This window comes from Xanthobacter lutulentifluminis, from assembly GCF_043194675.2.
In the GTDB taxonomy this organism is placed as follows: Bacteria; Pseudomonadota; Alphaproteobacteria; order Rhizobiales; family Xanthobacteraceae; genus Xanthobacter.
Map to the genome: position 1 here is coordinate 165,285 of NZ_CM195525.1, position 26,157 is coordinate 191,441.

At 69.6% G+C, this 26,157-nt stretch carries 24 protein-coding genes; 6 read left to right on the forward strand and 18 right to left on the reverse strand.

From position 1 onward, the window contains the following. Positions 1 to 18: 18 nt before the first annotated feature. The 8 genes from proS to V5F49_RS00820 form a co-directional block, all read right to left on the reverse strand. Positions 19 to 1,341 (reverse strand): proline--tRNA ligase, encoded by a 1,323-nt coding sequence (proS, locus tag V5F49_RS00785; RefSeq protein WP_394116428.1) that lies wholly within the window; start codon positions 1,339 to 1,341, stop codon positions 19 to 21. A gap of 427 nt (positions 1,342 to 1,768) precedes the next feature. Continuing rightward, a complete protein-coding gene (locus tag V5F49_RS00790) occupies positions 1,769 to 2,203 on the reverse strand; it encodes a VOC family protein (protein ID WP_394116427.1) in 435 nt (144 codons plus the stop codon). A 4-nt stretch (positions 2,204 to 2,207) separates the two neighbouring features. Then, on the reverse strand, positions 2,208 to 2,582 hold the full coding sequence (locus tag V5F49_RS00795; RefSeq protein ID WP_394116426.1) for an SUF system Fe-S cluster assembly protein: 375 nt from the start codon (positions 2,580 to 2,582) through the stop codon (positions 2,208 to 2,210). Further along, positions 2,579 to 3,850 carry a cysteine desulfurase gene (locus V5F49_RS00800; RefSeq protein ID WP_394116425.1) on the reverse strand — a complete coding sequence of 424 codons (1,272 nt, stop codon included), beginning with the start codon at positions 3,848 to 3,850 and terminating at the stop codon, positions 2,579 to 2,581. Before V5F49_RS00800 ends, V5F49_RS00795 begins: the two co-directional genes overlap by 4 nt. Before the next feature lie 138 nt (positions 3,851 to 3,988). Then, positions 3,989 to 5,314: a Fe-S cluster assembly protein SufD gene (gene sufD, locus V5F49_RS00805; RefSeq protein ID WP_394116424.1), complete on the reverse strand. Its 1,326-nt coding sequence runs from the start codon at positions 5,312 to 5,314 to the stop codon at positions 3,989 to 3,991. Positions 5,315 to 5,325: 11 nt separating this feature from the next. Beyond that, positions 5,326 to 6,075, reverse strand: coding sequence for a Fe-S cluster assembly ATPase SufC (gene sufC, locus V5F49_RS00810; RefSeq protein WP_394116423.1), 750 nt, complete (start codon positions 6,073 to 6,075; stop codon positions 5,326 to 5,328). Positions 6,076 to 6,181: 106 nt separating this feature from the next. After that, the gene (gene sufB / locus V5F49_RS00815; RefSeq protein WP_394116422.1) at positions 6,182 to 7,654 is read right to left on the reverse strand and encodes a Fe-S cluster assembly protein SufB; all 1,473 of its coding nucleotides are present in this window, start codon (positions 7,652 to 7,654) and stop codon (positions 6,182 to 6,184) included. Positions 7,655 to 7,729: 75 nt separating this feature from the next. Next, on the reverse strand, positions 7,730 to 9,061 hold the full coding sequence (locus tag V5F49_RS00820) for an aminotransferase class V-fold PLP-dependent enzyme (protein WP_509210727.1): 1,332 nt from the start codon (positions 9,059 to 9,061) through the stop codon (positions 7,730 to 7,732). A gap of 228 nt (positions 9,062 to 9,289) precedes the next feature. On the opposite strand from V5F49_RS00820, the gene V5F49_RS00825 reads away from it, so the two are divergent. Further along, on the forward strand, positions 9,290 to 9,952 hold the full coding sequence (locus V5F49_RS00825) for an alpha/beta hydrolase (RefSeq protein ID WP_393977995.1): 663 nt from the start codon (positions 9,290 to 9,292) through the stop codon (positions 9,950 to 9,952). 122 nt (positions 9,953 to 10,074) lie between these two features. Here the strand turns inward: V5F49_RS00825 and V5F49_RS00830 are convergent, their stop codons facing one another. Continuing rightward, positions 10,075 to 11,184, reverse strand: a complete 1,110-nt coding sequence (locus V5F49_RS00830; protein ID WP_394116420.1) for an anhydro-N-acetylmuramic acid kinase — start codon at positions 11,182 to 11,184, stop codon at positions 10,075 to 10,077. Between the two features lie 102 nt (positions 11,185 to 11,286). Between V5F49_RS00830 and tyrS the strand changes: the two genes are divergently transcribed. Both tyrS and rimO read left to right on the forward strand, forming a co-directional pair. Beyond that, positions 11,287 to 12,534 carry a tyrosine--tRNA ligase gene (gene tyrS, locus V5F49_RS00835; RefSeq protein ID WP_394116419.1) on the forward strand — a complete coding sequence of 416 codons (1,248 nt, stop codon included), beginning with the start codon at positions 11,287 to 11,289 and terminating at the stop codon, positions 12,532 to 12,534. Positions 12,535 to 12,661: 127 nt separating this feature from the next. Next, the gene (rimO, locus tag V5F49_RS00840) at positions 12,662 to 13,990 is read left to right on the forward strand and encodes a 30S ribosomal protein S12 methylthiotransferase RimO (protein ID WP_394116418.1); all 1,329 of its coding nucleotides are present in this window, start codon (positions 12,662 to 12,664) and stop codon (positions 13,988 to 13,990) included. 9 nt (positions 13,991 to 13,999) lie between these two features. On the opposite strand, the gene V5F49_RS00845 is transcribed toward rimO, so the two are convergent. The 3 genes from V5F49_RS00845 to V5F49_RS00855 all read right to left on the reverse strand — a co-directional run bounded on the left by V5F49_RS00845 (position 14,000) and on the right by V5F49_RS00855 (position 16,250). Beyond that, positions 14,000 to 15,034 carry an aminotransferase class III-fold pyridoxal phosphate-dependent enzyme gene (locus V5F49_RS00845; protein WP_394116417.1) on the reverse strand — a complete coding sequence of 345 codons (1,035 nt, stop codon included), beginning with the start codon at positions 15,032 to 15,034 and terminating at the stop codon, positions 14,000 to 14,002. Between the two features lie 363 nt (positions 15,035 to 15,397). Further along, a complete protein-coding gene (locus tag V5F49_RS00850) occupies positions 15,398 to 15,862 on the reverse strand; it encodes a hypothetical protein (RefSeq protein WP_394116416.1) in 465 nt (154 codons plus the stop codon). A 7-nt stretch (positions 15,863 to 15,869) separates the two neighbouring features. Beyond that, on the reverse strand, positions 15,870 to 16,250 hold the full coding sequence (locus tag V5F49_RS00855) for a 4a-hydroxytetrahydrobiopterin dehydratase (RefSeq protein WP_394116415.1): 381 nt from the start codon (positions 16,248 to 16,250) through the stop codon (positions 15,870 to 15,872). Positions 16,251 to 16,400: 150 nt separating this feature from the next. Here V5F49_RS00855 and V5F49_RS00860 point away from each other — a divergent pair, with 150 nt between their 5' ends. After that, complete coding sequence (locus V5F49_RS00860) at positions 16,401 to 16,907, forward strand: sterol desaturase family protein (protein ID WP_394116414.1); 507 nt, start codon at positions 16,401 to 16,403, stop codon at positions 16,905 to 16,907. Positions 16,908 to 16,989: 82 nt separating this feature from the next. On the opposite strand, the gene clpA is transcribed toward V5F49_RS00860, so the two are convergent. The 3 genes from clpA to V5F49_RS00875 all read right to left on the reverse strand — a co-directional run bounded on the left by clpA (position 16,990) and on the right by V5F49_RS00875 (position 20,737). Beyond that, a complete protein-coding gene (clpA, locus tag V5F49_RS00865; protein ID WP_394116413.1) occupies positions 16,990 to 19,467 on the reverse strand; it encodes an ATP-dependent Clp protease ATP-binding subunit ClpA in 2,478 nt (825 codons plus the stop codon). Between the two features lie 290 nt (positions 19,468 to 19,757). Then, the gene (gene clpS, locus V5F49_RS00870; RefSeq protein ID WP_394116412.1) at positions 19,758 to 20,093 is read right to left on the reverse strand and encodes an ATP-dependent Clp protease adapter ClpS; all 336 of its coding nucleotides are present in this window, start codon (positions 20,091 to 20,093) and stop codon (positions 19,758 to 19,760) included. A gap of 311 nt (positions 20,094 to 20,404) precedes the next feature. Continuing rightward, a complete protein-coding gene (locus V5F49_RS00875; protein ID WP_394116411.1) occupies positions 20,405 to 20,737 on the reverse strand; it encodes a phasin family protein in 333 nt (110 codons plus the stop codon). Positions 20,738 to 20,992: 255 nt separating this feature from the next. On the opposite strand from V5F49_RS00875, the gene V5F49_RS00880 reads away from it, so the two are divergent. Continuing rightward, entirely contained in the window at positions 20,993 to 23,035 is a 2,043-nt protein-coding gene (locus tag V5F49_RS00880) for a D-alanyl-D-alanine carboxypeptidase family protein (protein ID WP_394116410.1), read from the forward strand. A gap of 15 nt (positions 23,036 to 23,050) precedes the next feature. On the opposite strand, the gene V5F49_RS00885 is transcribed toward V5F49_RS00880, so the two are convergent. Next, positions 23,051 to 23,776, reverse strand: coding sequence for a DnaJ domain-containing protein (locus V5F49_RS00885; RefSeq protein ID WP_394116409.1), 726 nt, complete (start codon positions 23,774 to 23,776; stop codon positions 23,051 to 23,053). 111 nt (positions 23,777 to 23,887) lie between these two features. Beyond that, on the reverse strand, positions 23,888 to 24,661 hold the full coding sequence (locus tag V5F49_RS00890) for a vWA domain-containing protein (protein WP_394116408.1): 774 nt from the start codon (positions 24,659 to 24,661) through the stop codon (positions 23,888 to 23,890). A 189-nt stretch (positions 24,662 to 24,850) separates the two neighbouring features. Between V5F49_RS00890 and panC the strand changes: the two genes are divergently transcribed. Continuing rightward, a complete protein-coding gene (gene panC / locus V5F49_RS00895; protein ID WP_394116407.1) occupies positions 24,851 to 25,696 on the forward strand; it encodes a pantoate--beta-alanine ligase in 846 nt (281 codons plus the stop codon). A gap of 257 nt (positions 25,697 to 25,953) precedes the next feature. Here panC and V5F49_RS00900 read toward each other — a convergent pair whose 3' ends face one another. Further along, on the reverse strand, positions 25,954 to 26,148 hold the full coding sequence (locus tag V5F49_RS00900) for a hypothetical protein (RefSeq protein WP_394116406.1): 195 nt from the start codon (positions 26,146 to 26,148) through the stop codon (positions 25,954 to 25,956). Positions 26,149 to 26,157: the final 9 nt, after the last annotated feature.

Genomic DNA, 26,157 nt, shown 5'->3' on the forward strand with positions numbered 1-26,157 from the left:
CCGCGGACCCGGTCGCGCTCATGCCTTCAGCCTCTCCAGGATGTCGGCGGGCGCGATCAGCTCGCGGGAGCCGTCCACCCGACGCTTCAGTTCCACCTTGCCCTCGGCGAGGCTCTTCGGCCCCACGAGGATCTGCCACGGCAGGCCGATGAGATCGGCGGTGGCGAACTTCGCGCCCGCCCGCTCCTCGGTGTCGTCGTACAGCACGTCATAGCCTGCCGCGGTCAACGCCGCGTAAAGCTGCCCGCAGGCGGCCTCGGTGGCGCTGTCGCCGGCCTTGAGGTTCAGGATGCCCACCTGGAAGGGCGCCACTGCATCCGGCCAGATGATGCCGTTCTCGTCGTGGGAGGCCTCGATCATGGCCGCCACGAGACGCGAGGGGCCGATGCCGTAGGAGCCCATGTGGATGGTGTGCTCGGCGCCGTCCGGCCCCTGCACCTTGGCGCCGAAGGGCGCGGAATACTTGGTGCCGAAATAGAAGATGTGCCCCACCTCGATGCCGCGGGCCGCCATGCGGCGCGCCTCGGGGATGGCGGCGAAGGCGGCCTCGTCGTGCTTCTCCGAGGTGGCCGCGTAGAGCTTGGTCCAGTCGTCGAACACGCCCTGCAGGGCGGCCGCGTCGTCGAAGTTCACGTCGGCCGGCGGCGGCGCCATGTCGAGATAGTCGCCGTGGCAGAACACCTCGCTCTCGCCGGTCGAGGCGAGGATGATGAACTCGTGCGAGAGGTTGCCGCCGATGGGCCCCGTGTCCGCCACCATGGGAATTGCTTTAAGCCCCATCCGCGCAAAGGTGCGCAGATAAGCGACGAACATCTTGTTGTAGGAATGGCGGGCGCCTGCGGCATCGAGGTCGAAGGAGTAGGCGTCCTTCATCAGGAACTCGCGCGAGCGATAGACGCCGAAGCGCGGGCGCACCTCGTCACGGAACTTCCACTGCAGGTGGTAGAGGTTCAGCGGCAGGGACTTGTAGGACTTCACATAGGCCCGGACGATCTCGGTGATCATCTCCTCGTTGGTGGGGCCATAGAGCATCTCGCGATCGTGACGGTCGCGGATGCGCAGCATCTCCTTGCCATAGTCGTCGTAGCGGCCGCTCTCGCGCCACAGGTCGGCCGACTGGATGGTGGGCATGAGCATCTCGATCGCGCCGGCGCGATTCTGCTCCTCGCGGATGATGTTGCACACCTTGTTGAGCACGCGGTGGCCGAACGGCAGCCACGCATAGATCCCCGCCGCCTCCTGGCGGATCATGCCCGCGCGCAGCATCAGCCGGTGCGAGACGATCTCGGCCTCCTTGGGCACTTCACGCAGGATGGGGAGGAAATACCGGGAAAGGCGCATCGGCACGGCTCTGGTGAGAGGACGAATGTGGGCGGGAGTGAAAGCGGATGGCAGGGGAAAACACAAGTGCGGCGGTCAGGGCAAGGTGCCAGGAAACCATGGTGCGATGCAGCGACACTTATATTGCGGCGCAAGGATGACAAACGACAGATTCTTGTTCTAGTTTGGGCGCGCAAAGAAAGGGGATCGTCACCGCCCGGCCAGAGGGAAGGTGAATGCGGTCCAGGTCTCGGGAGGACTCAAACCATAACGCCGACCGACGACCGTCTTTCGGGCGTACGGAACCGGCATCGCGGCAGGGCCGCGCCGCAGGCGAAACGGACTTAGATCCGTACGCGGCGCGAGGACCACGCGGAATGAAACAAGGCGAGGCCTCGGGCCTCGCCTTTTCTTTTTGTCTCGTCTCGCGTCGCTGCCGGCCCGCCGCTCAGTAGTTCGGCCACAGGCCGGGACTGGCGATCTCGGCCAGATTGCCGTCGGGGTCGCGGAAATAGAGGCTGGTGGCGCCCCTGGGCCAATGCACCTCGCCCTCGATCTCCACCCCGTGGGCGGTGAGGTGGGCGCGCCAGGGCTCGATATCCGCGGCCGCCACGGCCAAGGCGAAGTGCAGCCGCCCTGCCCCGTCATGGGCCGGAATGGCACCGCCGAACGGCAGAGGGATGGGCGCATCGGCCGAGCCGCGCCGGAACAGCAGCAGCACGGTATCGCCCACCGGATAGGCCGCGAAGCGCTCATCCGCCATCATGGGCGCAAGGCCGAGCACGCCCTCGTAGAAGCCGCGCGCCCGGACAAGGTCGTCCACATAGAGCCCGGTCTCGATCACGCGGCCGAGCGGCGGGGCGCCGGCGCGGGGCGGGCTCATCCGCTCACCACAGATTGAGGGTGGCGCGGGCTTCCTCGGACATGCGGCCCTGGTCCCACGGCGGGTCGAAGGTGATGTCCACCTTCACCTCCGCCACGCCCGGCACCGAGGCGACGGCGCTCTCCACCATGCCCGGAAGCTCGGCTGCGGCGGGGCAGTTGGGGGTGGTCAGGGTCATCTGGACCGCGACGGTGTGGTTGTCCGCGATGTCCACCTTGTAGATCAGCCCGAGCTCGTAGATGTCCACGGGGATCTCGGGGTCGTAGACGGTCTTGAGCGCGACCACGATCCCATCGGTCAGCCGCTCCAGCTCCGCGTCGGGAATGGTGGACTGGATCTGCGGCGCATTTGCCGCCTCGGGCGCCTTCGTATCGGTCATGCGAACAAATCCTGCGCCTTGACGAGGGCGTCCACGAGACGGTCCACGTCAGCGCGCGTGTTGTAAAGGGCTAAGGATGCGCGGCACGTCGCCGTAGCTCCATATCGGGCCAAAAGCGGCTGGGCGCAATGGGTGCCAGCCCGCACCGCCACCCCGTAGCGGTCGATCACGGTGGCCACATCGTGCGGATGGGCGCCCTTCATCTCGAAGGAAATGATGGCGCCCTTGTCCGGCGCGGTCCCGATGATGCGCAGGGAATTCAGCGCTCCCAAGCGTTCGTGGGCATAGAGCGAGAGCGCGTGCTCGTGCGCGGCGATGCGGTCGCGGCCGATGGACTGGACATATTCCATTGCAGCGCCAAGGCCGATGGCCTGCACGATTGGAGGCGTTCCAGCCTCGAAACGGTGGGGCGGCACGCCGTAGGTGACGTAATCCTCCGTCACCTCGCGGATCATCTCGCCGCCCCCCTCATAGGGCGGCATCTCCTCCAGCAGGGCCTTCTTGCCGTAAAGCAGGCCGATGCCGGTGGGGGCATAGAGCTTGTGGCCGGTGACGGCGTAGAAATCCACGTCGAGGTCGCGCACGTCCACCGGCATGTGGACGATGGCCTGGCAGCCATCCACCACCACCTTGGCGCCGACCGCGTGCGCGGCCTTGGCGATCTCCTTGATGGGGGTCACGGTGCCAAGCACGTTCGACATGTGGGTGATGGCGACGATGCGCGTGCGCTCGTTCAGCAGCGCCAGGAACGCCTCGAAATCGAACGACCCATCCTCGCGCACCGGCGCCCAGCGGATCACCGCGCCCTTGCGCTCGCGCAGGAAGTTCCACGGCACAATGTTGGAATGGTGCTCCATGATGGAGAGCACGATCTCGTCCCCCGGCCCGATGGACTGGCCGAGCGAGGAGGCCACCGTGTTGATGGCGCCCGTGCCGGAGCGGGTGAAGATCACCTCGTCATCGGATTCCGCGTTCAGGAACGCGCGCGCGGTGGAGCGGGCATGCTCGAACGCCTCGGTGGCGGCATTGGCGAGATAATGCAGGCCGCGGTGGACGTTGGAATATTCCCGCTCGTAGGCGGTCACCATGCGCTGGATGACCTGGCGCGGCTTCTGCGCCGAGGCCGCGTTGTCGAGATAGGTGAGCGGATGGCCATTCACCTCCAGCGCCAGCGCAGGGAAGTCCTGCCGCACCTTTTCCACGTCGAACGTGCCGTCCGTGACGGCGGGGTGGAGACTGGCGGGCGTGCCCGTGACCATCGTGCTCATGACCCGTGTGTCCTTGTGCGATCCTGCGCCCGCGCCCGCCATGGGAACGGGTTGCGGGAGCCGGGCCGGCGCGGAAGGCGCGCCCCCTCGGCTCCCCATGTCCCGCCCCGCCGCGCGGAGGGACGGGTGCGGCAGCCCTCAGGCCGCCCGCTGCGCCAGCCAGCCGACGATCCGCTCCATGAGGAGGTCGCGCAGGGGCTCCGGCTCGACCGGCTCCACCACCTCGCCCACGAAGGCCTGGATCAGCAGCATCTCCGCCTCTTTGGCCGGAAGGCCGCGCGAGCGCATGTAGAACAGCATCTTCTCGTCGAGCGCGCCGGCGGTGGCGCCGTGGCCGCACTGCACGTCATCGGCGAAGATCTCGAGCTCGGGCTTGTTGTCCATCTCCGCATTGTCGCTGAGGAGAAGCGACTGGCTCATCATGCGCCCGTCGGTCTTCTGCGCATCGCGGCGCACCACGATCTTGCCCTGGAACACGCCGCGGGCGTCGTCCGCGAGCACGGTCTTGAACAATTCGCGGCTCTCGCAATGGGCGACCGCGTGGTCGATGAGCAGCGTGGTGTCGGCATGCTGGCGCGCCTTGGCGAGGGTCGCGCCGCGGATGGTGGCGGTGGAGCCCTGGCCGGCGAAGCGGCCGAACACGTTGAGGCGCGACAGGGCCGCGCCCTGCGCCAGCGAGAACACCTCCAGCTGCGCCTTCCGGCCCAGCTCGTAGACGAGCGTGCCGAGATGCAGCGCCGCCTCGCCCTCCTCCTGGATGCGCACGAGGTTCACCTTCGCCCCGTCGCCCACCACCAGCTCCACCGCGTGGTTGGCGAGATAGGGAATGTTGGCCCGGCCGGAGAAGCTCTCCACCAGCGTCAGCTCGGCGCCCTCCTCGACCACCACGACGGTGCGGGTGAAGCCGCTCAGCGGCTCGGCGGACGGGAAGACGTGGGCGATGTGCACGGCCTGTCCGGGCTTGGCGCCAGCGGCGACGCGCACCACCAGCCCCTCGCCGAGGAAGCCGGTATTGAGCGCCAGCGCGCCGTCGTGCCGATCCGGCCCGAGGCTGCCGATGCGCTCCACCAGCGGATCACCGGCGGCAGCCGCGCTCGCCAGCGGCAAGGCGGAGACGCCCGCCGGCAGGCCGGCGAGGTCGGAGGCGCCCCGCGCGAACGCGCCGGACACGAAGAGGATGCGGGCGGCGCCCGGCACCTTCAGGGCCTTGAACGTCGCCTCGGCCTCCTCACCCGCCTCGGGCGCGCCGGACAGGGGCGGGAAGGCGCGCAGGGCGGCGCGCAGGTCGGTGTACTTCCATTCCTCGACGCGCCGGTTCGGCAGGCCGTGCGTCTCAAGCGCCGCGAGCGCGTCGCGGGCAAGGCTGGCGAGCCGGCCGGGGGCCGCGCCGGCGAGACGCGCCTGGAGCGTCGCGAGGATGGTGTCTTCGGTCGCGGTCCGGGCCGCGCGGAGAGGAGCGTTCATGGCTCCGCCCCTCACGCCGCGTCCTGGGCGTAGGCGGCGTAGCCGGATTCCTCCAGCTCCAGCGCCAGCTCGGGTCCGCCGGACCGCACGATGCGGCCCTTGTGCATCACGTGCACGCGGTCGGGCACGATGTGGTCCAGCAGGCGCTGGTAATGGGTGATGACCAGCATGGAGCGGCCGGGCGCGCGCAGGGCGTTGACGCCCTCCGCAACCACCTTCAGCGCATCGATGTCGAGGCCGGAATCGGTCTCGTCGAGGATGCACAGCTTGGGCTCCAGCAGCGCCATCTGCAGGATCTCGTTGCGCTTCTTCTCGCCGCCGGAGAAGCCGACGTTGACGCCACGCCGCAGCATCTCCTGCGAGATGCCGAGCGCCGGGGCCTTCTCGCGCACCAGCTTCAGGAACTCGGGGGTGGAGAGCTCCTCCTCGCCCCGGGTCTTGCGCTGGGCGTTCATGGCCGCGCGCAGGAAGGTCATGTTGGCGACGCCGGGGATCTCGATGGGATACTGGAAGCCGAGGAACAGGCCGGCGGCCGCGCGCGCGTCGGGCTCCAGCTCCAGCAGGTCCTGGCCCTCGAAGGTGACGGAGCCGTCGGTGACCTCATAGTCGGGCTTGCCGGCCAGCACGTAGGAGAGCGTGGACTTGCCGGAGCCGTTCGGCCCCATGATGGCGTGCACCTCGCCGGCGGGGATGGTGAGGTCGAGGCCCTTGATGATCTCGTTCTCGCCGATGCGGGCGTGCAGATTCTTGATTTCGAGCATGTGACGATCCCTGGAATTCGGACACCGCGCGCCGCCGGGGCCGGATCGGCCGGGGCGCTGCGGGAGATGACGGGTTGCGCCGGCGCGCTCCGCGCCGGCCGCAGGTTCAGCCGACCGAGCCCTCGAGGCTCACGGCGATCAGCTTCTGCGCTTCCACGGCGAACTCCATGGGCAGCTGCTGGAGCACGTCCTTGACGAAGCCGTTGACGATGAGCGCCACCGCCTCCTCCTGCCCGAGGCCGCGCTGCAGGCAGTAGAACAGCTGGTCCTCGGAGATCTTGGAGGTGGTCGCCTCGTGCTCGAACTGCGCGGTGCGGTTCTTGGCTTCCATGTAGGGCACGGTATGCGCGCCGCACTGGTCGCCGATGAGCAGCGAGTCGCAGTTGGTGAAGTTGCGCGCGCCGGTGGCCTTCTTGTGGGCGGAGACGAGCCCGCGATAGGTGTTCTCCGACTTCCCCGCCGCGATGCCCTTGGAGATGATCCGGCTCGACGTGTTCTTGCCGAGGTGGATCATCTTCGTCCCCGAATCCACCTGCTGGTGGCCGTTGGAGATGGCGATGGAATAGAACTCGCCCTGGGAGTTGTCGCCGCGCAGGATGCAGCTCGGATACTTCCAGGTGATGGCCGAGCCGGTCTCCACCTGGGTCCAGGAGATCTTGGAATTGTCGCCCCGGCAGTCGCCGCGCTTGGTGACGAAGTTATAGATGCCGCCCTTGCCCTCGGCATCGCCCGGGTACCAGTTCTGGACGGTGGAATACTTGATCTCGGCATCCTTCAGCGCCACCAGCTCCACCACGGCGGCGTGCAGCTGGTTCTCGTCACGCTGGGGCGCGGTGCAGCCTTCCAGATAGCTCACATAGGCGCCCTCGTCGGCGATGATGAGGGTGCGCTCGAACTGGCCGGTGTTGCGCTCGTTGATGCGGAAGTAGGTGCTGAGCTCCATCGGGCAGCGCACGCCCTTGGGGATGTAGACGAACGAACCGTCCGAGAACACCGCCGAGTTGAGCGTCGCGTAGAAATTGTCCGTGACCGGTACGACCGAGCCGAGATACTTCCTCACCAGCTCGGGATGCTCGCGGATGGCTTCCGAGATGGGCATGAAGATCACGCCCGCCTTGGCGAGCTCGGCCTTGAAGGTGGTGGCCACCGACACGCTGTCGAACACCGCGTCCACCGCCACCCTGGTGCCGCCCGTGCTCTCGATGCCGAGCAGCGCGTCGCGCTCGCGCAGCGGGATGCCGAGCTTCTCGTAGGTCTTCAGGATTTCCGGGTCGATCTCGTCGATGGACTTCGGCGCGGCCTTGGGCGCCGAGTAATAATAATAGTCCTGGAAATCGATGCGCGGATAGCTGACCCGGGCCCAGGTCGGCTCCTCCATGGTCAGCCAGCGACGATAGGCGTCGAGGCGCCATTCCAGCATCCATTCCGGCTCGTTCTTCTTGGCCGAGATGAAGCGGATCGTGTCCTCGGAAAGGCCCTTGGGGGCCTTCTCGCTCTCGATGTCGGTGACAAAACCGTACTTGTACTGGTCCACGTCGATCGCGCGGACGCGTTCGACGGTTTCCTGAACCGCAGGCATCTTCTCGTCTCCTCTCCCGCGCGGGGTCAAGGCCCGCGGGTCAAGTCCGTTTGCCGCCCGCTGGCGGCGCTTTCCTCAGGCCGCGCGTGACGCCCGGCCCCTCAACTGCGGCACGACCCTCTCCAAGGCCGCCACCGCTTGATCCACATCCTCTTGCGTGCTCGCCCAGCCCAGCGAGAGCCGGATGGCCCCCTCGGCCCGGGCCGCCGGCAGGCCCATGGCCGCCAGCACGTGGGAGGCGCCCACCTTTCCCGAGGAGCAGGCCGCGCCGGCACTGACACTTACGTGGGCAAGGTCCAGCGCGATCACCAGTGTCTCGGCCCGCAAACCCGCGAATGACAGCATTGCGGTATTGGGTAGCCGCTCTGCTTCGGCCGCGATGACCTGTGCACCGGCAACGCGAGCCAACACCTCCCGCTCCAATGCGTCCCGCAGCGACACGAGCCGTGCGGCCTCGGTGGCCAGGTTCGCGCCGGCAGCCGCCGCCGCGGCGCCGAAGCCGGCGATGGCCGCCACGTTCTGCGTTCCCGCCCGCAAGCCGCGCTCCTGCCCGCCGCCGGCAAGCAGCGGTGCCGGGCGATGGTCCGCCCCGGCCGCCACCAGCGCGCCAGCACCCTGCGGGCCGCCCAGCTTGTGCCCTGAAAGGGCGAGGAAATCGACACCCAGCGCACCGATATCCAACGCCATGCGGCCGGCCGCCTGCACCGCGTCGCAGAACACCACGCCGTCATGCGCGCGCACCCGCGCCGCAGCTTCGGCGACGGGCTGGACCACGCCGGTCTCGTTGTTGGCGGCCATCAGCGCCAGCAGGACCCGGCGACCGGCGGCCGAATGACGGGCGAGCGCATCGTCGAGGGCGCAGAGGTCCAGGCGCCCGGCGCCATCCACCGGCAGCACCTCCACCGCATCAGCGGGGAAGCGGTGGCCACGCAGCACGGCGGGGTGCTCCACGGCGCTCACCAAAAGCACGTCGCACCGGCAGGCCCGCCCGTCCCGCTCCAGCGCGGGGGACAGCGCGAGCGCGGCAGCCTCGGTGGCGCCGGAGGTGAAGACCACGCCGCGCGAGGGCGCCCCGACGAGCCGCGCCACGGCGCTGCGCGCCGCCTCCAGCCGGGCGCGCGCGGCGCGGCCCTCGGCATGGACGGACGAGGCATTGCCGGGCGCGTCGAGCAGATCGAGCAGGACGGCCCGCGCCTCGGGGCGCAGCGGGCTCGTGGCATTGTGATCGAGGTAGAACCGGCGCGCGGGCGCGCGCCCGGCCGGCGACAAGCCCTCGGCCGGGCGGAGAGTGGCCTGCGACCGCGCTGTGTCGCTCGCGCTCATCCCCGCCTCCCGTTCCGCCCCGCCCAACACGGTCCGGAACATGCGCCAGGCTTGCAATTGCCGGCAATCTCGGTCATAGGACAAACTTCACCCGTTCTCGCATCGCAGCGCCCTTCGGTTTGCGCAGCCGGCGGGAACAGATTAGAATTATTCTAAAGACTTAGGTCGTCTCTGTCCGTAAGTCAATCATTACCGTTTCGGCGTCAAGTCGTTAGGGTGATGTGGGCGGATCTGCCGCCGGGAAGCCGCGCTTTCCCACAAGGTCCGCCGTTAATCCGCGCGCCATTGCCACCCAGAGGTTGCAGGACTTCCATGCCAGAAGTGATCTTCCCCGGCGAAAAGGGGCGCCTCGAAGGCCGCTACCAGCCCGCCAAGACCCGCAATGCGCCCATCGCCATCATTCTTCATCCGCACCCGCAGTTCGGCGGCACGATGAACAATCCGGTGGTGTACAATCTCTACTATCAGTTCGTGAACCGCGGCTTCTCGGTGCTCCGCTTCAATTTCCGGGGCGTCGGCCGTTCGCAGGGCTCGTTCGACCACGGCACCGGCGAGCTGTCGGACGCCGCCGCCGCGCTCGACTGGGCGCAGTCCGTCAATCCGGATGCGCGGGCGTGCTGGATCGCCGGCTTCTCGTTCGGCGCGTGGATCGGCATGCAGCTGCTCATGCGCCGGCCGGAGGTGGAGGGCTTCATCTCCATCGCCGCGCCCGCGAACCTCTATGACTTCTCCTTCCTCGCGCCCTGCCCCTCCTCGGGCCTGTTCGTCCATGGCGACAAGGACGCGGTGGTGCCCACCTCCGCGGTGCAGACTCTGGTGGAGAAGCTGAAGACCCAGAAGGGCATCGTCATCGAGCAGCAGGTGGTGCCCGGCGCCAACCACTTCTTCGACGGCAAGACCGAGGAGCTGATGGGCGTGGTCGGGACCTATCTCGACAAGCGCCTGCCCGGCACCCGCAAGGACAGCGCGGCCTGATCCGCCGTTCCGTTTAATGCTTCAACGGCGCGCTTCGGCGCGCCGTTTTTGTTTGGCGCCCCGCAATGGACTGACGCGGTGCTCCTGCCTCCCCCGCAAGGGGAAGGTGGCAGCAGCGCCCCTCACGGCTGGAACAGCACCCCGCCCGTGGTCGGCACCGCCACGCCCGTGGTGGTGGGGAACGTCAGCGGCAGGCCGTTGAGCGCCCGGGCGGCGAGGAAGCCGAAGGCGTGCGCCTCCAGCGCGTCGCCGGACCAGCCCACCTCGTCGGCCGTGCGCACCTGCACCCCGAGCCGCGCCGCCAGCATGGCAAGAAGCGTCGGATTGCGCGCGCCGCCTCCGGCCACGATCCACGCCGCCGGCGCCCTCGCGAGATGCCGCACCACCGCCGCCACCGTGGCCGCCGTGAGCGCCGTGAGCGTGGCCGCGCCATCCTCCAGCGACAGGCCGTCAAGGCCCATGCGCTCCGCCACGAACAGGCGGAAGGCGTTGCGGTCCAGCGACTTCGGCGGTGGCTTTGCGAAGAAGGGGTGATCCAGAACCGCCGACAGCCGCTCCTCATCGATCCGGCCGCGGGCGGCCGTGCGGCCGTCCGCATCGAACGGCACGCCGGTGCGGGCGAACAGGAAGTCGTCCAGCAGCGCATTGCCCGGCCCGGTGTCGCAGGCGACCGGCGGGGCATCGCCATCGAGCACCGTGACGTTGGCGACGCCGCCCACGTTCAGCACCGCCACCGGCTGCGGCAGGGCGAGCCGCCGCGCCAGCGCCCGGTGGAACACCGGCACCAGCGGCGCCCCCTCCCCGCCAGCCGCCACGTCGGCGGCGCGGAAATCGGCCATCACCGGCACGCCGAGGCTGCGGGCGAGGCGCTCGCCCGCGCCGATCTGCACGGTCAGGCCCGCTTCGGGCCGGTGGAACACGGTCTGCCCATGGAAGCCCACGAGGTCGATGTCGCCAGGCGTCAGGCGCAGCTGCTCCAGCAGCCGCAGCACCGCAGCCGCGTGCAGATCGGTGATGCGTTCCTCCGCCGCGCGCAGCACGCCGGGCCGGTCGGTGCGGTGGTTGAGGCCGCGCGCGTCCTCCATGGCCTGAACCAGCAGCGCGCGGGTCTCCGCGTCATAGGGCGCGGTGAGCGCTGCGCCGAGCCAGAACACCTCCTCGCCATCGGTCTCGATCAGGGCGGCGTCGATGCCGTCCATGGAGGTGCCGCTCATGAGCCCGACGACGCGCATCCTTCAGCCCCCCACCCATTGCCCTGTGCATTCCCGGCGCGGACCTGATACACCACCGCACCTTTCCGGCGCATGAGCGCCCCCAAGAAGACCGATTGAAAGATGACCACCACCTTCCGCTCCGACTTCCTGCGCACGCTCCACGAGCGCGGCTACATCCACCAGTGCTCGGACCTCGAGCGCCTCGACGCCAAGGCCGCGGAAGGGCCGATTACCGCCTATATCGGCTTCGACGCCACCGCATCGAGCCTGCATGCGGGGCACCTGCTCTCCATCATGATGCTGCGCACCCTGCAGCGCACCGGCCACCGGCCGATCGCGCTCATGGGCGGCGGCACCACCAAGATCGGCGACCCGTCCGGCAAGGACGAGGCCCGCAAGATGCTGACCGACCAGCAGATTTCGGACAACATCGCCTCCATCCGCAAGGTGTTCGCGCGCTTCCTCGATTTTGAGGGTGGCGCGATCATGGAGAACAACGCGGCCTGGCTGGACGAGCTGAAATACATTCCCCTCCTGCGGGAAGTGGGGCCGCACTTCACCATCAACCGCATGCTCACGTTCGATTCGGTGAAGCTGCGGCTGGAGCGCGAGCAGCCGCTCACCTTCCTCGAATTCAACTACATGATTTTGCAGGCCTATGACTTCGTGGAGCTGTCCAAGCGCCACGGCTGCATCCTGCAGATGGGCGGCTCCGACCAGTGGGGCAACATCGTCAACGGCATGGAGCTGGGCCGCCGCATGCACGGCGCCGACCTGTTCGCGCTGACGACACCGCTGCTCACCACCTCCTCCGGCGCCAAGATGGGCAAGACCGCCGGCGGCGCGGTGTGGCTCGATGCCGACCTCTTGAGCCCCTACGAATACTGGCAGTACTGGCGCAACGCCGGCGACGCGGATGTCGAGCGCTTCCTGAAGCTCTTCACCGAGCTGCCGCTGGACGAGATCGCCCGCCTCGCCGCGCTGGAAGGCCAGGAGATCAACCACGCCAAGGAGGTGCTCGCCACCGAGGCGACCGCGCTCCTGCACGGCCGCGACGCCGCCGAGAAGGCGCGCGAGACCGCCCGCACCACCTTCGCCGAGGGTGCGCTGGCCGTGGACCTGCCCACCGTCGAGCTGCCGCGCGCGAAGCTGGAGGCGGGCATCCCCGTCGCCAACGCGTTCGTGGAGGCCGGCCTCGTCGCTTCCACCAGCGAGGCGCGGCGCCAGATCAAGGGCGGCGGCCTGAAGGTCAACGACGCCGCCGTCACCGACGAGAAGGCGGCGCTGGACCTTGCCGCGCTCACGCCGGAAGGCGTGGTGAAGCTCTCGCTGGGCAAGAAGAAGCACGTGCTGCTGAAGCCGGTGTAAGGGACGCCGCGCGCGCCTCTCCCTGCTTCAGCCACAAAGCCGCGTCATGTGGCGCGGGATTGACGGTCCGGGCCGGCTTGCGTAAGCGCTCGCCCTTCACACACAGCAGAAGAACGCCGCGCGCCCCATGGCCGAACCCTCCTCCTCGCCCCGCATCTCCTTCGTCTCCCTCGGCTGCCCCAAGGCGCTGGTGGATTCGGAACGCATCGTCACGCGGCTGCGCGCCGAGGGCTATGAGCTGACCAAGAGCCACCAGGGCGCGGACCTCGTCATCGTCAACACCTGCGGCTTCCTCGACAGCGCCAAGGCGGAAAGCCTGGAGGCCATCGGCTCGGCGCTGGCGGAGAACGGCAAGGTGGTGGTGACCGGTTGCATGGGCGCCGAGCCCGAGCAGATCCGCGAGGTGCACCCGAGCGTCCTCGCCATCACCGGCCCGCAGCAGTACGAGAGCGTGCTTGCCGCCGTGCATCAGGCGGTGCCGCCCAAGCACGACCCCTTCCTCGACCTCGTGCCCGAGCAGGGCATCAAGCTGACGCCCCGGCACTACGCCTATCTCAAGATCTCCGAGGGCTGCTCCAACCGCTGCACCTTCTGCATCATCCCCAAGCTGCGCGGCGACCTCGTCTCCCGCCCCGCCGCCGACGTGCTGCGCGAGGCCGAGCGGCTGGTGAAGGCGGGGGTGAAGGAGCTGCTCGTCATCTCGCAGGATACCTCGGCCTACGGCGTCGACCTGCGCTACGCGCCGAGCCAGTGGGGCGACAAGGAAGTGGCCGCCCGCTTCCTCGACCTCGCCGGCGCGCTGGGCGAACTCGGCGCCTGGGTGCGGCTGCACTATGTCTACCCCTACCCGCACGTGGATGCGGTGATGGAGCTGATGGCCGCCGGCAAGGTGCTGCCCTATCTCGACATCCCGTTCCAGCACGCGAGCCCCACCGTGCTCAGGCGCATGAAGCGCCCGGCCTCGCAGGAGAAGACCCTGGCGCGCATTCAGGCGTGGCGGCAGGCGGTGCCGGACCTCACCCTGCGCTCCACCTTCATCGTCGGCTTCCCAGGCGAGACCGAGGCCGAGTTCGAGGAGCTGCTGTCGTTCCTCGAAGAAGCCGAGATCGACCGCGCCGGCGCCTTCAAGTTCGAGCCGGTCCGCGGCGCCGATGCCAACGCCCTGCCCGATCCGGTGCCGGACGAGGTGAAGCAGGACCGCTACGACCGCTTCATGCGCACGCAGCAGAAGGTCTCCGCCCGCCGGCTGAAGAAGAAGGTGGGCACGCGCCAGCAGGTCATCATCGATTCCGTGAGCGCGGATGGCGCCATCGGCCGCACCAAGGGTGATGCGCCGGAGATCGACGGTACGGTGCGCGTGCTCTCGCGCCGGCCGCTCAGGGTGGGCGAGATCGCCACCGTGAAGATCGAGGCCGCCGGCCCCTACGACCTCACCGGCACCGCCGTCGGCTTCTGATCCGGCGGCTCAGGCCTCCTCCGGCACCCGCTCTGCCACCACGGCGGCGAGGATGTCGGCGGCGGCGGTGATGTCCGCCTCGCTCACGTCCAGCGGCGGCAGGAAGGCCAGCACGTCGCCGAAGACCGCCACATCGAGCCCAAGCTCCGCCAGCGCCTCGGCCAGCGGCGCGGCCGGCCCGGTGCAGGCGAGCCCCTGCGCGAGGCCCATGCCCACCACCTCTCGAAACAGGTCCGGCCGGGCGTAGCGCAGGCCCGCGAGCCGGTCCTCCAGCAGCCAGCCCAGCGCCTGGATGCGCGCCTCGAACCCCTCGGCGAACATGGCGGCGAGCATCTCGCCGGCCGCCGCTGCCTGCGCCTCGTCGACAGGCGGCCGCGACGGCGGTAGGGCGCGGGCGTGGCGTGCAGAGAGCACGAGGGCCGCAACGGGCAGGCCGGCGCCCTCCCCCACCAGCATCAGGTCCGGCGTCACGCCGCGCCATTCATGGGCGAAGGCCATGCCGGTGCGGCCGAGGCCGGCGTCGGTCTCATCGAACACCAGCGGCAGGCCATAGTCGTCCGCCAGCGTGCGGAGCGTCGCCAGCAGGCCGCCATCCACCGTCGCAAGACCGGCGGCGCGGCGGAGCGAGGCGATAAAGAGCCCGGCGGTGCGCGGGGTGATCGCGGCTTCCACGGCGCCCGGGTCGTCGGACAGCGTGGCCACCTCCGCATCGGCGGCCAAATCGGGCGGCAGCGGCAGGCCGCCGGCGAGCACCAGCAGCTCGCGCCGCTTGGGGCGGCCGGCGGTGCGGTGATGGGTGCGGATGGTCTCCAGCGCCAGACGGCGGGCGCTGGCGGCGTCCGGCACCAGCAGGGCCGTATCACCGAAGGAGTGGGCGGTGAGCAGCGCGCAGGCCTCCGGCGGCGCGATCGCGGCGTCCAGGGCGGGCTCGGCGGCGTCCGGCTCTGGGCCAACGGCGAGCAGGCGGGCGCCGGAGAAGTCCAGCCGGGCGGCAGTGGCATCCGGCGCAGGCGCAGGGGGGGCGGCCGAGCTGTCGGCGACCATCGGCGCACCGAACGGCGGCGAGATGGACGCGCCTGCCGCCTGGCGTCCGGCGCCGTGGAAGGGCGCGCGCGCCTGACGCGGGACGATGGCAGTAGCGGCGGGTTGGGAAGGAGCAGTGGGGAGTGTTGCGGGCGTGAGGCGCTCACTGCCGTCCCCAGCGAACTCCGCGGTGGTCCGCAGCGGTGAGGACGTCGACGAGGGCTCCGGCTCGGTCGCCGGACGCGTCTCGCCGGAAGACGCCGCGCCCGCGGCGGGCGATGTCCCGACCTCCGCCGCAGCGCCATCTGCCGCCCGCGCCGACCCGTTCGTGCCGCTGTCCCCGCTCATGCCCGGCCCCTCCGCCTCAAGACGCGGAGGAGCAGTCTACCACTTTCCGGCGGCCACGCGGGCGGCTTGTCTCTCGGACAGCGTGAAAGCGCGTTCCAGCGCACCGTCGCGCACCCAGCCGCCGGCATCGCGCCGCCAGTATTCGAGGACCCGCAGGGGGATCACCGTCATGGTCTCGCCGATGGCGCAGCCGTCCATGCCGGTGAGGCGCTCGGCCTCAGTGGTGTGGATGGGAGGATCGCCATAGAGCCCGTCGCCATTGTCGGCGATGGCGTCCGCCACCCGGCGCCACCCGTCGCCGCGGGCATCGGCGTACGAGCAGCACACGGTGAAGGCCCGCAGGCAGTGCTGGCACACCACCTCCACCAGCGCCGCCTCCTCCGCCAGCGGCTCGGCCTTCCAGTGCGGCGCGAACGGCTCGAAGCGGGGCACGCCGTTTTCGTCGTACCAGAGCGGCGCATCGGGGATGCGCGAGAGGATGTCGTCGTAGGAGCCCTTCACGGCGGCCTCAATCATACTTGATGTAGGAGAAGCGCAGGTCGTGCTGCGGCGTGCCCTCCAGCGGCGCGTCGGGCGCGGCGCCGGGCTGCCATTGCACCACCTCCTCGATCTTCCTGGCGAGGGCGAAATCGCGCACGGTGATGCCCTTGGCGTCATGGGACTGGAGGCGCACCTCGACCCAGGCGTACGAAGCCGTGAGGTCCGGATGGTGCCACGCGGCCTCGGCCAGATGGCCCACGCAATTGATGACCATCAGCGTGCCCTTCCAGCTGTTGGTCCTGTAGGTGCGGCGGATCCAGCCGTCCTCATAGCGCCAGTGGGGCAGCTCGGCGGCGAGGCGCGCGGTGATCTCCTCAGGGCTGAAGGTTGCCTTGCGATCCACGGTCATGGCGTTCCTCCTGCTGCCGGTGCGCCCCCCGGGGTGTTGATCTGGCACAGGGCGATGCGCCGGCGAATGCTGTATATGCTGCATCCGAAAGGGCTGGCCCGCCACCGGCGGCGCCCGTCCGCAACCGAGCAGCAAGCCTCCGGGATCAGCATGTCAACCGCCCTCGCCTTCCTCGTCAACGCGCTCATCGTGGTCGCCACCGTCGCCGCCATGGAAGGGGTGGCCTGGGCCGCGCACAAATACATCATGCACGGCTTCGGCTGGGGCTGGCACAAGTCGCACCACGAGCCGCGCCACGGCGTGTTCGAGCGTAACGATCTGTATGCCGTCCTGTTCGCCGGCATCGCCATCGCCCTGATCTATTTCTACCGCAACGGCGGACCGCTGCTGTGGGTGGGCGTGGGCATGACGGTCTACGGCTTCCTCTATTTCTTCGTGCACGACGGCATCACCCACCAGCGCTGGCCGTTCCGCTACGTGCCGCGCAACGGCTACCTGAAGCGCCTCGTGCAGGCGCATCGGCTGCATCATGCGGTGGAGGGCAAGGAGGGCTGCGTGTCGTTCGGCTTCATCTACGCCCCGCCGCCGGCCGCGCTGAAGGCGAAGCTGAAGAAGCTGCACGGCGGCAGCCTGAAGCACACCGAGCCTGCGGAGTAGCGCCAGCGTTCATCCGGCACCGGAACGCAAAAGAGGCGGCCCCGCGAGGGCCGCCTCTTTCGTTTTGCGTGGCGCTTCAGGCTCAGGCCTTGACCAGCGGCAGCTTCGGCACCGGGCTGCCGGAGCGTCCGGAGCCGCCGCCCGCCGGGCCGGACCGGGGGCCGGACTTCGGCCCGCCCTTGGGTCCGGACTTCGGACCCTTGGGGCGCGCCACCTTGGCCTTGGCCACCGGCTTGCGGCGCTTGGCGGCGGGGGCGATCTTGTCCGGCTTGGGGGTGACGGGGCCTTCGGGGAACTCGAAGCCGAGCTTCGAGTCGCGTCCCTCGCCCTCCACCACCACGCGGACATGCCCGCCGTTCTTGAGCGCGCCGAACAGGACCAGATCGGCGAGCGGGGTCTTGATGTACTCCTGGATGACGCGGGCCATGGGGCGCGCGCCCATCTGCTCGTCGTAGCCGCGCTCCACCAGCCACGCGCCCGCCTCGTCGGAGAGCTCGATGGTGACGTTGCGGTCGGCGAGCTGCGCCTCCAGCTGCAGCACGAACTTCTCCACCACCTGGGTGATGATGTCCGTGGTGAGGTGGCCGAACGGGATCACCGCGTCGAGCCGGTTGCGGAACTCCGGCGCGAAGGTGCGGTTGATGGCCTCCGAATCGTCACCCTCGCGCTTGGTGCGGGTGAAGCCGTAGGCCGGCTTGGCGAGGTCGGCGGCGCCCGCGTTGGTCGTCATGATCAGGATGACGTTGCGGAAATCCACCTGCTTGCCGTTGTGGTCGGTCAGCTTCCCGTGGTCCATCACCTGCAGCAGGATGTTGAACAGGTCCGGATGGGCCTTCTCGATCTCGTCCAGCAGCAGCACGCAGTGCGGGTTCTGGTCCACCCCGTCGGTGAGCAGGCCGCCCTGGTCGAAGCCCACATAGCCGGGAGGCGCGCCGATGAGGCGGCTGACCGTGTGCCGCTCCATGTACTCCGACATGTCGAAGCGCAGCAGCTGCACGCCGAGGATGGAGGCGAGCTGCTTGGCCACCTCGGTCTTGCCGACGCCGGTGGGGCCGGAGAACAGGTAGCTGCCGATCGGCTTCTCCGGCTCCCGCAGGCCCGCGCGGGCGAGCTTGATGGAGGCGGCGAGCGCGTCGATGGCCTTGTCCTGGCCGTAGACCACCCGCTTCAGGGTCGTCTGCAGGTTGGCCAGCACCTCGGCATCGTCCTTGGAGACGGTCTTCGGCGGGATCCGCGCCATGGTGGCGATGGTCGCCTCGATCTCCTTGAGGCCGATGGTCTTCTTGCGCTTGGCCTCGGGCAGCAGCATCTGCGCCGCGCCGCTCTCGTCGATCACGTCGATCGCCTTGTCGGGCAGCTTGCGGTCATGGATGTAGCGGGCCGAGAGCTCCACCGCGGCCTTGATGGCCTCGTTGGTGTAGCGCAGCTTGTGGTAGTCCTCGAAATAGGGCTTCAGCCCCTTCAGGATCTCGATGGCGTCCGGCACGGTGGGCTCGGCCACGTCGATCTTCTGGAAGCGGCGGACGAGGGCGCGGTCCTTCTCGAAATACTGGCGGTATTCCTTGTAGGTGGTCGAGCCCATGCAGCGCAGGGTGCCCGAGGCCAGCGCCGGCTTCAGGAGGTTGGACGCATCCATGGCCCCGCCCGAGGTCGCACCGGCGCCGATGACCGTGTGGATCTCGTCGATGAACATGATCGCGTTCGGATAGGCCTCGATCTCCTTCACCACCTGCTTCAGGCGCTCCTCGAAGTCGCCGCGATAGCGGGTGCCGGCGAGCAGCGCGCCCATGTCGAGGGCGAAGACGGTGGCGGTGGCGAGCACCTCCGGCACCTCGCCGTCATTGATGCGCTTGGCGAGGCCTTCGGCGATGGCGGTCTTGCCGACGCCGGGGTCGCCCACGAACAGCGGGTTGTTCTTCTGCCGGCGGCAGAGGATCTGGATGGTGCGCTCGATCTCCTTGGCGCGGCCGATGAGGGGATCGATCTTGCCCTCGTGCGCCTTCTTGTTGAGGTTCACGCAGTAGGCGTCGAGCGCATCGGCCTTCTTCTTCTGCTCGTCGCCGGACTTGGTCTCGGTCTCCTCCTCGGCGCCGCGCACGGGCCGGCTCTCGGACATGCCGGAGCGCTTGGCGATGCCGTGGGAGATGTAGTTGACCGCGTCGTAGCGCGTCATGTCCTGCTCCTGCAGGAAATACGCGGCATGGCTCTCGCGCTCGGCGAAGATGGCGACCAGCACGTTGGCGCCGGTGACCTCCTCGCGGCCGGACGACTGCACATGGATCACCGCGCGCTGGATGACGCGCTGGAAGCCGGCGGTGGGCTTGCTGTCGTCAGAGCCGGACTGGACGAGATTTTCCAGCTCGGTGTCCACGTATTCGATGAGATTGCGGCGAAGCTTCTCCATGTCGACGTTGCAGGCCCGCATCACCGCTGCGGCGTCCTGATCGTCCACGAGGGAGAGGAGCAGGTGCTCGAGGGTCGCGTACTCGTGGTGGCGTTCGTTGGCGAGGGCCAGCGCACGGTGGAGCGACTGTTCGAGGCTGCGTGAGAAAGTAGGCATCGACACCTCGTTTCGCGCGTCACCCCCGTCCGTCGGAGACCCCGCCGGCTCGTGGAGCGCGTGCGCCATTCACACAAACTTCGTACTGGATGCCGCAGTGCGCAAGCCCCTCATGTGGCCGAAACCGGTTCCCGCGGATCCGTGATCGGCGACCATGCGGCCGCACGCCGGCGCCCGAAGCGGCTGCGGCCGGCTCCGGTTCGAGTGGGCATTTTCAAGCGCTGGCGCTGCTTTCGGGCGATCGGCCGCGATCCGTCGCGGCGGCCCCGGGGAACGGCTCTAGCGGCCGCTCACTTCTTTTCCATCACGCACTGGAGCGGATGCTGGTGCTTGCGGGCGAAGTCCATCACCTGGGTGACCTTGGTCTCGGCCACCTCATAGGTGAAAACGCCGCACTCGCCCACGCCATGGTGATGGACGTGCAGCATGATGCGGTTGGCGTCGTCGCGGTTCTTGTTGAAGAACCGCTCCAGCACGTGAACCACGAACTCCATGGGGGTGTAGTCGTCGTTCAGCAGCAGGACGCGATACAGGCTCGGCCGCTTGGTCTGCGGCTTGGTGCGGGTGATGACGGCCGTTCCCGGACCGTCGCCACCGGGGCGCCGCGGGGTTTCGGGACCGGCCATGCGGACCGCCTGAAGCGAGAAATTGGAAACGTGCATCATATCCGTCGCGCTTTCACCCGCTCTCCCGGCCATGGCTCGGAGGGTAGCGCTGCTCCCTGATCGCTCCGGATAATAGGAAGCGCGCGGCCCTTCCGCCAGAGGCGGAGCCTGTCGGGGAACGACAAAGGCCCGGCACGGGGCCGGGCCTTGTTGACGCAGCTACGCGCGCGGCTCACGCAGAGCCGCAGATGCCGGGCGACGCAGAACCGCTGCCCCGGCGGTCCGCCCGCGGTGCGGGCAGAACCGTTCCCTCAGGGAGGGAAGGCCGTCCCTCAGCGGGGGAACTTGCCGAAAGAGGTCTCGAAGGGCTTGTAGGCCTCCTTCGCGAGCTCGGTGTACAGCTCGCCGATCTTGGTCGCCTGGGCCACGGCGCCCTCGTAGGCGGACTTCAGATAGGTCTGCTGGATCTCGATGGCCTGCTCGACGGTCTTGGCGCCGAGCAGCTTCTCCAGCGCCGCGGTGCTCTGCTCGAACGAGGCCTTGGTGTAATCGGCGATCTCGACCGCGATGGCCTGGGCGCTCTTCGAGAGAGTGCCGAAGCTCTTCATGGCGGCTTCGATGTTGTCCTTGCTGATCTTCTGCAGCTCTTCAGCGTTCTGAACCATGGGAGTCCCCTTTTCCGCCAGCTATCGCGCCGGCCCCGCGTCGAGTGGATTATGCCTCCGCTCAGCTGTGGATATTATGCACTGCAGCACGGCCGTCAAGTGAATTTTGTGCAGCGCACAATATGGCACCGCCGCCCGGTTTACGCCTTGGTAACTCCGCGTTTTTAGGGTCAGCAGCAGGTCGCTTCCTTCACTCCCGATGCGACGCACAAGCCTTCGGCAAGGCTTTCCTGTCACAACGGGCGCGGGAAAACCATGACGACTGCGACCTGCGACACGGGACACAAGTTCATGCGGACATCGCCAGCCGGCCTCGCCTTCACCACGAAAGCCCTTGCTTTTGCGGTGCTTGCGGCGTTCACCCTCACCACCACGGTGGCCGACGCGAAGCCGCGCAAGAAGACCCAGGTCGAGCGCAAGGATCGGTCCAAGGCCAGCTCCAAGTCCCGCGCCGTCGCCTCCGCGCCATCGTCCGGACGCGAGGATGCCAGCCGCTGGCATTATGGCTCTTCGGCCATCATCGTGGACGCGAATACCGGCAAGGTCCTGTACGAGGACAATGCGGACGCCCTGCGACACCCTGCCTCAGTCACCAAGATCATGACGCTTTACCTCCTGTTCGAGCAGCTGGAGGCCGGTAATCTCAAGTTGGACAGCAACCTGCAGGTCTCCGCCAAGGCGGCGTCGCAGCAGCCCTCCAAGCTGAACGTGAAGCCGGGCTCCACCATCGAGGTGGAGGACGCCATCAAGGCGCTGGTCACCCGCTCCGCCAACGACGTGGCCGTGGTGATCGCCGAGAACCTGGGCGGCACGGAATCCGACTTCGCGGACATGATGACCGCCAAGGCCCGCGCCCTCGGCATGAGCCGCACCGTGTTCCGCAACGCCTCGGGCCTGCCGAACCCGAACCAGGTGACCACCGCCCGCGACCTCTCCATCCTCGGCCGCGCGGTGCAGGACCGGTTCCCCAAGCAGTACCGGTATTTCTCCACCCGCACCTTCTACTACCGCGGCCAGGCCATCGGTAACCACAACCGGCTGCTCGGCCGGGTGGAGGGCGTGGACGGCATCAAGACCGGCTATACCCAGGCCTCCGGCTTCAACCTCGTCACCTCGGTCAAGCGCGACGGCCGCTACCTGGTGGGCGTGGTGCTGGGCGGCTCATCCGCCGGCTCGCGCGATGCGCGGATGACCGGCCTCATCAACCAGAACCTGTCGGTAGCCTATGCCGGCATGCGCACCGCGCCCAAGGTGACGGAAGTCGCGGAGGCCGCCATTCCGGTCTCCCGCCCGCTGTTCGCCAGCGCCCCCGCCCCGGTGGCCGCCCGCCGCGACGAGGAGCAGCCCCACGCGGTCGCTCCCCTGCCGAAGCCCGCCGCGGCGCAGCTTGCCGGCGGCGATCCCGCCACCACCGCCTCCATTCCCCAGGGCGCGGGCGTGAAGCCCGGTTCCGCCGAGCCGATCCGTCCCACCGCGGTCAAGACCGTCGCCGTGCAGCGGCCGAGCCAGGCGGGCGCCGCCAACGCCCCTGCTCCCACCCCCGCTCCGGTGCAGACGGCGAGCCGCGCCGCGCCGCAGCCTGCGTCCCAGCAGGCGGCCACCCAGTCCGTGGGCGCGCCGATCCTGCCCGTGGGCTTCTCCGCCCCGGCCGGCGTGCTCGGCTATCTCGGCCCGTCCTCCGGCTCGCTCTCCCCCGCCGCTGCAGCCGCCCAGGCCGCCGCGCAGGGCCAGATGCGCCACACCGGCACGCAGACCGCCTCCGCCCAGCCGGCCGCTGCTGCTCCCCAGGCGCCCGCCGGCAAGGACACGTCCCGCCTCGCCTCGGCGGTGGCCAGCACCGCCTCGGAAGAAGCCCTGCGCGCCGCCCGCATCGCCGCCATGGAGCCGGATGACGCCTACGCCCGCGCCGTGCGCGCCGCCCAGCGCCGCGCCGAGCCGGCGGCGGCGCCGCAGCGCCCCATCCGCACCGCATCCCTCGCCCCGGTGGCCGTGCCGCAGCAGGCCGCCGCGCCCAAGCCCGCCGCCAGCGCGTCCGCCATCCCGGCCTCGGCCCGGTCCGGCTGGGGCATCCAGATCGGCGCCTTCGGTGGCGAGCGCGAGGCCAAGGCCAAGCTCGACGCCGCCCGCAGCCGCGCCAAGTCCGTGCTGGGCAGCGCCGATCCCTACACCGAGAAGGTGACCAAGGGGTCGTCCGACCTCTACCGCGCCCGCTTCTCCGGCCTGACCGAGAAGAATGCCCGCGAGGCCTGCCGTTTACTCAAGCGTAACGACTTCGACTGCATGACTCTTAAGAATTGAAGTCCTGCATGAGAATCAGCCATGCTTGCCCAAGATCACGTCCTTGGCTCGATTGATCCTCGCCGCCAGATAGCTGGACCCGCCATGATCGGGGTGGAGCTTCTTCATCAGGGAGCGATGGGCCGCACGGACGGCCTCGGCATCCGCGTCGGGCGGAAGGCCAAGGATCTCGTAGGCCTCCTGCTCGGTCATCGTGCCGTCGCTCCGGCTGCCGGGAGCGCCGCCCATCTGCCCGCCACCCGCATCGGCCTGAGCGTGTTCACGCCAGGCGGGCGCCCGGCGGTCGAGATAAGCTTCGAGTAAGGCCAGGGACTGCGCGTCGCACGCGGCGCGCAGCGCCACCAGCGCCGGGATGTCCAGATCGTCCAGGTTGCTGCCGGCATGGGGGCCGGAGAGGATCCGCCCCCGCATCTCGCCGGTCGAATGGTTCAGCTCCATCTCCAGCAGCGCCGTGCGCACGCCGGAGACCTTCGGCGCCTTGTTGCGGCGGAACAGGCCGCCCAGAAATCCCCCCACCCCCTGCGGATCGAGCCGGCCGAGCAGGCCGATGCCCACCACCGCCAGCGGCACCGCCGCCGCGAACCGCCCGGTGGCGAGCGCGCCAGCCGCGCCCAGCAGCGCGGCATAGGCCAGCGAGCGCATGAGGATGGCCATCAGCACCTTGGGGTCGGCGCGGGTCCACAGCTTGAGGCCGTAGAGGCCGACGGCCAGCAGCACGACGCCGGCGATGAGGCTAATCACGAAGATCTCCCGAAATGGCGGCACGCCGCGCGCGCCGACGGATGGGCAGGCTCCCGGCGGCGGGGCCGGCCGAGGGCGAGGGTGTCGGGGAACGGCATCCGCGCGAACGGCTCAGCGGCCGAGCGCGGCGATGAGGCGGCGCGCGCCGGCATCGCGCCGGGCCTCCAGCGCGGGGGCGCCGCCGGCCGCGTAGGCCGCGACAGCCGCCAGCAGCTGGCGCAGTTCGTGCGGAGCGCGGGCATCGAAGCGGAACCAGGCGCCGCCGGTGATGCGGGCCAGCGCGCGGAAGGTGTCCTCCACCCGCCCGTCGTCGCCCTCCTGGAACATGAACAGGCGCACGCCGCGCAGGGCCAGCTGGCCGGCGGCCTCGGCAAGGCGGTGGGCGTCCTCCTCCATGGCGTCGCCCACGAACACCGCTGCCTTGAGGCCGGAGCGTTCCGCCTCCTGGCCGAGGTGGCCGAGCACGCGGTGGATCTGGGTCAGCCCGCCCTCGCAGGAAATGCGGCGCATGAGCCGCCCCAGCGTCGCGGCATCGGCCACGAAAGGAGAGGCGCGGCACTCATCGTGGCCCCGGTAATAGACGATCTGCATGTCCAGCCCGCCGTGGCTGGCGGCGGCGGCGAACATGTCGGCCTGGATATCGCAGGCGAGCGTCCAGGTGGGCTGACGCGATCCGGTGGCGTCGAGCGCGAAGGCGAGGCGCCCGCGCCCCTGCCCGGCCCGCGCCGGCGGCAGATCGCGCACCGCCGAAAGAAACCGGGCGATGTCGTCGGCGCTCGAAGGCGCCACCGCCCCGTTGGCTTGCGCGCCGGCCTGCCTGCCGGACTGCACGGGGCTCTCGGTGGGGGTTACCTGCGGGCTCTTCTGCCGGTCCTTGTGCGTCATCGATCCCTCTTCGGTCCACACATAATCCCGCGCCCGGGCGGAACCAAGGGCCGTCCCGGAGCATCGGCACGGACAGCGGATCGCCCGGAGCGGACGCCAAGAGAGTTGATGACGGGGCGGCGACACCGTATCTCCTCCCCCGCGCCGTGCGATGGAACGCGGCCGGGGGCAGGAAGGCGAGGCTGGGACATGGCGACATTGCCGAAGGTCGTTGGGCGCGTGGCGGACCTCAGGGCGGCGGTTGCCGGCTTCCGGGCCGAGGGCGCGCGCGTGGCGCTGGTGCCCACCATGGGCGCGCTGCACGCCGGCCACGTGGCGCTGGCCGAGCGGGCGCGCGAGCTGGCGCAGCGCACGGTCGTGTCCATCTTCGTGAACCCCACGCAGTTCGCCCCGCACGAGGATTTCTCGCGCTATCCGCGCACGCTGGAGGCGGACCTGTTCAAGCTGGCGGACGTGGGCGTGGACCTCGTTTACGCGCCCACCCCCACCGAGATGTACCCCGCCGGCTTTGCCACCCGCATCGAGATGGGCGGCCCGGCCGAGGGGCTGGAGACGGATTTCCGCCCGCACTTCTTCGGCGGCGTGGCGATCGTGGTGGGCAAGCTGTTCACCCAGTGCCGGCCGGACTACGCCATGTTCGGCGAGAAGGACTACCAGCAGCTGAAGGTGGTCACGCGCCTCTCGCGCGACCTCGACCTCGGCGTGGAGGTGGTGGGCGTTCCCACCACGCGCGAGGCGGACGGCCTCGCCCTCTCCTCGCGCAACGCCTATCTGGACGAGGAGGAGCGCCGCATCGCCCCGGTGATCTTCACCGCCCTGACGCGGGCGGCCGAGGCCATCCGCGCCGGCACCGCGCCCGACGAGGCGGTTGGCGTGGCGCAGGGGATGATCGCGGCGCTGGGCCTGAAGGTCGACTACGTGGCCGCCCGCAACGCCGAGACGCTGGCGCCGCTGAAGGGGCCGGGCGAGCCGGTCCGGCTGCTGGCGGCGGCGTGGCTCGGCACCACGCGGCTCATCGACAACATCCCGGTGTGAGTTCCGCGCGCCGGTCAGCGCACGACGGGTGCCGGCACGGGGGATGATGCTCGCCGCCATCGGTGGCGCCGGGGGCGGAAGCGCCGCCCGACGCCGGCTGATCGGCACCGCTGCGGCCCGATCGCGCCGGGACCCGGCACGCGGCAGCCGCGCTGCGGGCGGGCTGCTCCGGCGGCCCCGGCGCCTTCAGCCTCGCGGTCGCGGACCTTCGCGGGCCGAGGACCGTGATCCGGGGCCCCCTCTACACCCGCGCCCGGTTACACCGCGCCCATGTAGCTGACGGCGAAAGCGACGATCACGAGCCCGATGCCCACCAGCAGCACCGTGAGGACGCGGCCGGCGGCGAGGCCCTGCCGGGCCTTCACCGCCGGCGTCACCGGCGCCCCTTCCGCGGTGCGGCCGTCGGGCTGGCGGAACGCGCGCTCCTCGCGCGCCTCGACGGGATCCTGCATGGCCGTTCT

Excerpts from the sequence above, each read along its gene's own strand:
- V5F49_RS00890 (WP_394116408.1), bottom strand. The coding sequence starts at position 24,661 with ATGACGCACAAGGACCGGCAGAAGAGCCCGCAGGTAACCCCCACCGAG.
- V5F49_RS00790 (WP_394116427.1), bottom strand. The coding sequence starts at position 2,203 with ATGAGCCCGCCCCGCGCCGGCGCCCCGCCGCTCGGCCGCGTGATCGAG.
- V5F49_RS00880 (WP_394116410.1), top strand. The coding sequence starts at position 20,993 with ATGACGACTGCGACCTGCGACACGGGACACAAGTTCATGCGGACATCG.
- sufB (WP_394116422.1), bottom strand. The coding sequence starts at position 7,654 with ATGCCTGCGGTTCAGGAAACCGTCGAACGCGTCCGCGCGATCGACGTG.
- V5F49_RS00900 (WP_394116406.1), bottom strand. The coding sequence starts at position 26,148 with ATGCAGGATCCCGTCGAGGCGCGCGAGGAGCGCGCGTTCCGCCAGCCC.
- rimO (WP_394116418.1), top strand. The coding sequence starts at position 12,662 with ATGGCCGAACCCTCCTCCTCGCCCCGCATCTCCTTCGTCTCCCTCGGC.
- sufD (WP_394116424.1), bottom strand. The coding sequence starts at position 5,314 with ATGAACGCTCCTCTCCGCGCGGCCCGGACCGCGACCGAAGACACCATC.
- V5F49_RS00860 (WP_394116414.1), top strand. The coding sequence starts at position 16,401 with ATGTCAACCGCCCTCGCCTTCCTCGTCAACGCGCTCATCGTGGTCGCC.
- V5F49_RS00800 (WP_394116425.1), bottom strand. The coding sequence starts at position 3,850 with ATGAGCACGATGGTCACGGGCACGCCCGCCAGTCTCCACCCCGCCGTC.
- sufC (WP_394116423.1), bottom strand. The coding sequence starts at position 6,075 with ATGCTCGAAATCAAGAATCTGCACGCCCGCATCGGCGAGAACGAGATC.
- panC (WP_394116407.1), top strand. The coding sequence starts at position 24,851 with ATGGCGACATTGCCGAAGGTCGTTGGGCGCGTGGCGGACCTCAGGGCG.
- V5F49_RS00845 (WP_394116417.1), bottom strand. The coding sequence starts at position 15,034 with ATGGTCGCCGACAGCTCGGCCGCCCCCCCTGCGCCTGCGCCGGATGCC.
- clpS (WP_394116412.1), bottom strand. The coding sequence starts at position 20,093 with ATGGCCGGTCCCGAAACCCCGCGGCGCCCCGGTGGCGACGGTCCGGGA.
- V5F49_RS00875 (WP_394116411.1), bottom strand. The coding sequence starts at position 20,737 with ATGGTTCAGAACGCTGAAGAGCTGCAGAAGATCAGCAAGGACAACATC.
- V5F49_RS00830 (WP_394116420.1), bottom strand. The coding sequence starts at position 11,184 with ATGCGCGTCGTCGGGCTCATGAGCGGCACCTCCATGGACGGCATCGAC.
- clpA (WP_394116413.1), bottom strand. The coding sequence starts at position 19,467 with ATGCCTACTTTCTCACGCAGCCTCGAACAGTCGCTCCACCGTGCGCTG.
- V5F49_RS00855 (WP_394116415.1), bottom strand. The coding sequence starts at position 16,250 with ATGACCGTGGATCGCAAGGCAACCTTCAGCCCTGAGGAGATCACCGCG.
- proS (WP_394116428.1), bottom strand. The coding sequence starts at position 1,341 with ATGCGCCTTTCCCGGTATTTCCTCCCCATCCTGCGTGAAGTGCCCAAG.
- V5F49_RS00825 (WP_393977995.1), top strand. The coding sequence starts at position 9,290 with ATGCCAGAAGTGATCTTCCCCGGCGAAAAGGGGCGCCTCGAAGGCCGC.
- tyrS (WP_394116419.1), top strand. The coding sequence starts at position 11,287 with ATGACCACCACCTTCCGCTCCGACTTCCTGCGCACGCTCCACGAGCGC.
- V5F49_RS00795 (WP_394116426.1), bottom strand. The coding sequence starts at position 2,582 with ATGACCGATACGAAGGCGCCCGAGGCGGCAAATGCGCCGCAGATCCAG.